The following is a 4,333-nucleotide window of genomic DNA, read 5'->3' as shown; positions in this document are numbered from 1 at the left end:
CCGGCCGCGTGAAGGTCTACGAGGCCATCGTCAAGGGCGAGAACATCCCCGAACCGGGCATCCCTGAGTCTTTCAAGGTGCTCATCAAGGAGATGCAGTCGCTCTGCCTGAACGTCGAGGTGCTCTCCAGCGACGGCATGTCCATCGAAATGCGTGACACCGACGAGGACGTGTTCCGCGCCGCGGAGGAGCTGGGCATCGATCTCGCCCGGCGCGAACCGAGCAGCGTAGAAGAAGTCTGACCGCGGCCACGACCGCCCCGCACATGCCGTCCCGCCGGCACACGACCGACCGGGACGGCATGGCGACGTCCGCGCCCAAAACCACCGGATCATGTACCACGAACAGGTCGGTCGCGCCAGGCCCGTGGACACGCCGGCCTACGCCAGGCGGGCACAGATCGGCTCGCTGCGGCGCCGGCGCGTATGCTCCCGTCCAGTTTTGCGGTGCCGGGGCCTACGGCGCGCATCAGGCCAGGGCGGCGGCTTCTCTGCGCATCAGCAGGTGGCCGCGGCGGAATCGTTCATCCTCCAGAGGCTCGCGCAACATCCGCGCCACCTCGACGAACCCTTCCTCGCGGGCCAGCCCGGCCAGGTCGTCGATCGGCCACCGGTAGGCCGGCGTGACCCTATGGTCGAACTGCAGCACCGGACCGCCCTCGGATTCGAAGAAACCGAGCAGCAGGTAACCACCCGGGGCCAGCACCCGGCGGAACTCGGCGAAGTACGGCGGCAGCTCCGCCGGCGGGATGTGGATGACGGAATACCAGGAGAGCAGCCCGCCCAGCTCACCGTCGGCCACGTCGAAGGCGCCCATCGAACCGAGCTCGAAACGCAGGTCAGGATAGTCCCTGCGGGCGATGTCGATCAGCGCGGGAGACAGGTCGACACCGAAGGCGTCCAGTCCGAGGTCACGCAGGTGTGCCGTCATGTACCCGGGCCCGCAGCCGGCCTCGGCGACCGGCCGGGTCCCGGCGGCCCGTACGAGCTCGGCGAACGCGGCGACTATCGAGCGATCCAACGGCAGGCGGTCGAGCGAGTCCCGGACGAAGTCGGCGTAGAGCTCGGCGAGGGCGTCGTAGGCGTCCGCCGTCGCGGTCAGATAGGGGGAGGATTCGGCCATGGCGGACGACTATAGTTCACCGGCCGACAACGATCGCCGATCATCGACCGGCCGGTGTGTCCGTTCCGTTCCGGTCGGCTGACCGCGACCTCAATCCTCCGGTTGAGCGGCACTACCTTCGCGTCTGCGCCCGACGACCTGGAGGCTCTCGACGGGGAGATCGACAGCATGCAGGGCATGAGTGAGCCCTGCACAGCTAGCCTGAGAGGTGTTGAGGCTTTCAGGAAGGCGCAGGGCTTATGGACGAAGTTAGCACGACGATCTACGGCTATCCACGCCATCCCCCGGCATACGGAACGGGCGGCAAGGAGCGGTTCACGGCTCGCGAGCGGCCACGCCGATGATCGACGACCTCGAAGGGAAGACGACCGGGCAACGCATCCAGATCTTCCGTGAGCGGCGCGGCATGTCCCGGCCGACGCTGGCCGGGCTGGTCGGATTCTCCGCCGAATGGCTCAAGGGCATCGAGCAGGGCCGCCGCCTGCCTCCGCGCCTGCCCGTCCTGATCCGTCTGGCCGAGGTGCTCGGCGTGGGGGACCTGACGGTCATGGCCGGAACCGACATGGACCTGAGCAATAACGGGCCGATTCCCGTCGCTTCCTTCGCTCGCATCCCTCACGAAGCCGTGCCCGCGATCCGGGAAGCCGTGCGCGCGCCGATGCTCACGGCGCCCAGTACCGTCGTGGACGCCAGGGCGCTGAAGAGCCGTACCGAAGACGCCTGGCGGATCTGGCACACCTCGGCCACCCACCGGACCGACGTCGGCCGGGTGCTCCCGAGCCTCATCCGGGATGCCCGAACCGCCGTGCGTACTGCCGAAGGCGGCGACCGGCGCGCGGCTTATGCCGTACTCACCGACCTGTGGGCGCTGGTACAGCACGAGATCGTGTGGGCGAGCGAGCCAGAGCTTCTCTGGGTGGTGGCCGATCGGGCGTTGACGGCGGCGCAGGAAGCCGATCAGCCGGTAGCTCTCGCCGGGGCCGCGTGGACGATGGCGATCGTGCAGCGGTCTGCGGGGGACACCGAGGGCGCGCTTATGTTGGCTCGCGAGGCGTCCGATCTGCTGACCACACGGCTGGAGGACGGTACTGACGAGCTGCGGGGCCTGTACGGCGCGCTTCAGCTTCACGCCGCGACGACGTGTGCCCGCGCGGGCCGGGCTGGAGACGCCTGGCGGCACTGGGACGAGGCTCGATCAGTGGCCGACCGCCTGCCTTCCGGGTACCACCATCTGTGGACACAGTTCGGCGCCTCGAACGTCGCCCTGCACGCGGTCAGCATCGATGCGGACCTGACGAAGAAGGCGTCGGCGAGAGAACGCGCCATGCAGGTCGATCCGGACACGATCCCCAGTGTTGAGCGACGGTCGAGGCTCCACGTCGAGGTTGCACGGGTCTACCACCAGCGGCGGGACTTCTCCTCGGCGCTGGATTGGCTGGAGCGCGCGTACAAGATCTCCGCCGACAGCGTCCACTACTCGCCCACCGGCCGACAGATGGCATCGGACATCGCCGCCAAGGGCGGGCCGCTCATCGAGCGGAAGGCACGGATGTTCGCCGAAAGGCTCGGACTGCCCCTGTGATGACCAGGTGCGGAGTGCACCCCGCGCACGGGTGGGCCAGGGTGCACCCGCCACGGCTGGTCGCAGGCTTTACGGTCTGTGACATGGCGCGACCAGGTCAGTACGCGTCGTAGTACCCGCATCTGCTTACGCGGCCGGCGTCGGCGGGTGCGGTCGAGCAGGCGTGGCGTCTCCCATCCACCTACCGACCGGGTCGGGCCCGGTGTCGCGCCTGCTCGCCCTAACAAGGCGGGACCCGCCGGGCACCTACCGCGACTCAGCGGGTCCCTCGGCCTCATGGAGATGCGCCCCAATGCCAAACCTTAGGACAGGGTGTCCGTGTGGACACCCCCATGCCAGAGCCTTCCGTGGTGGACACGATCCGGCGCAGCGGGAAGCGGCGGCATGCCTCGACGAGGCCAGCCCTGCCTGGCTCGTCCTCTACAGCCTGCACCGCAGGCAGTTCTACGCCATCGCCGGGTGGCCGGCGCCCGAGCCGGTCATCCTGTGGGCTCGGACGGTCGAGGACCTCGCCCAGCAGATCCGCGCGATGACTCCCACGGTCCCCCGGCCCCGGGTCCTGGCGGGTGCCCGGTGAGCGACCAGCCGACGTCGCGCCCGCTCGCGGCTTTCACCCGCAGGACGACCGCCATCGCCCACCTGACCCGCTTGGCCGTGCTGATCAAGGACCGCGGCCTCGAAGCCGAGGTGAAGCCCGGCAGCCGGGTGCCGCACCTCGCGGTGACCAACCCCGGCGCGCGGCAGTTGAGGGAGACCATCTACGCCGGGCCGGGTCTCGCCGGTGTATGGCGGTTCTGGTGGTCCTGGCACGAACCGATCGGCACCGTGGACGACGACCGCGACGTGGCCGGGCGGATCGCGCACGTCCTGAGCTTCACGGAACAGCGGCGATGATCCGCGAAGGGACCGCCGTGTCCCCGGACGACGAGCGACTGCTGGAGGCGCTCCACTTCCTCTACCCCGGGTGGGACATCGAGCACAACGGCGTGTGGTGGGCGGTCCGCTGCGGCGGCGTGACCGAACGCGAACGCCGGCGGGGTCTTCGGGCAGCCATCGGCCGGTGCCGGCTCCGCGACCTCGCGACCGCCCTCACCGAGCAGGACGAGATCATCGAACGCTGTCGCGGCACGCTGAGCCGCTGAACTCTGGGCCTGTCGGCGGAGGCCGTGCTTCCTCAGGACACGCCCTGCCGAAGAGCGCGAAGCTCCGCCGCTCCTGGAATCACGGCCTTCATGCCGCGACGGAACGACAAAGGGAGTATGCGTGTCAACGCATACTCCCCCGGTCACTGCGGAGGCTCGAAGATGGATGGGCGGTAAACCCAAACCGCATCAGCAGCTCGGGATCTCGGCGGATTGCAACCCGGGGTGCGTCAGCCGTAGTAGAGCGGTGCGATCAGGTCAGTTCAACAGGTGGGCCGTGGGGCTGTAATCAATCTTCCAATCCGCGTATACGCCCAGGTTCCGTCCCTCAGGCAGCGCAAGCCCATGCTGACCCAGCGCACGGGGCTTCCCCCATGAACGCGAACACCGATTTCAGGCGGCAGGCCTCAGACTATCTGCCATCGCCTCGTAGGCGATCGGGCTGAGTTGGCCGAGGCGGGAGTGCCGTCGGACCGTGTTGTAGCGG

Annotated in this window: 5 protein-coding genes; 4 read left to right on the top strand and 1 reads right to left on the bottom strand. The window is 68.8% G+C overall.

Translation table 11 applies throughout. The features are described 5' to 3' along the window. Window positions 1–242, top strand: a 242-nt coding sequence (locus tag QSK26_RS41320; RefSeq protein WP_285780836.1) for a DNA-directed RNA polymerase subunit beta, incomplete at its 5' end; no start/stop codon positions are given. Between the two features lie 226 nt (window positions 243–468). Here QSK26_RS41320 and QSK26_RS41315 read toward each other — a convergent pair. Next, the gene (locus tag QSK26_RS41315) at window positions 469–1,122 is read right to left on the bottom strand and encodes a class I SAM-dependent DNA methyltransferase (RefSeq protein ID WP_285780835.1); all 654 of its coding nucleotides are present in this window, start codon (window positions 1,120–1,122) and stop codon (window positions 469–471) included. 340 nt (window positions 1,123–1,462) lie between these two features. Between QSK26_RS41315 and QSK26_RS41310 the strand changes: the two genes are divergently transcribed. The 3 genes from QSK26_RS41310 (at window position 1,463) to QSK26_RS41300 (ending at window position 3,846) form a co-directional block, all read left to right on the top strand. Beyond that, window positions 1,463–2,704, top strand: a complete 1,242-nt coding sequence (locus QSK26_RS41310; RefSeq protein ID WP_285780834.1) for a helix-turn-helix domain-containing protein — start codon at window positions 1,463–1,465, stop codon at window positions 2,702–2,704. 573 nt (window positions 2,705–3,277) lie between these two features. After that, window positions 3,278–3,598 carry a hypothetical protein gene (locus QSK26_RS41305; RefSeq protein ID WP_285780833.1) on the top strand — a complete coding sequence of 107 codons (321 nt, stop codon included), beginning with the start codon at window positions 3,278–3,280 and terminating at the stop codon, window positions 3,596–3,598. Then, window positions 3,595–3,846 (top strand): hypothetical protein, encoded by a 252-nt coding sequence (locus QSK26_RS41300; RefSeq protein ID WP_285780832.1) that lies wholly within the window; start codon window positions 3,595–3,597, stop codon window positions 3,844–3,846. Before QSK26_RS41305 ends, QSK26_RS41300 begins: the two co-directional genes overlap by 4 nt. The last annotated feature ends 487 nt before the right edge of the window (window positions 3,847–4,333 follow it).

The sequence above is a fragment of the Microtetraspora sp. NBRC 13810 genome (genome assembly GCF_030268685.1).
Lineage (GTDB): Bacteria > Actinomycetota > Actinomycetes > Streptosporangiales > Streptosporangiaceae > BSRQ01.
The sequence above is the reverse complement of the archived record's forward strand: the minus strand, read 5'-3'. Positions and strand labels throughout refer to the sequence as shown.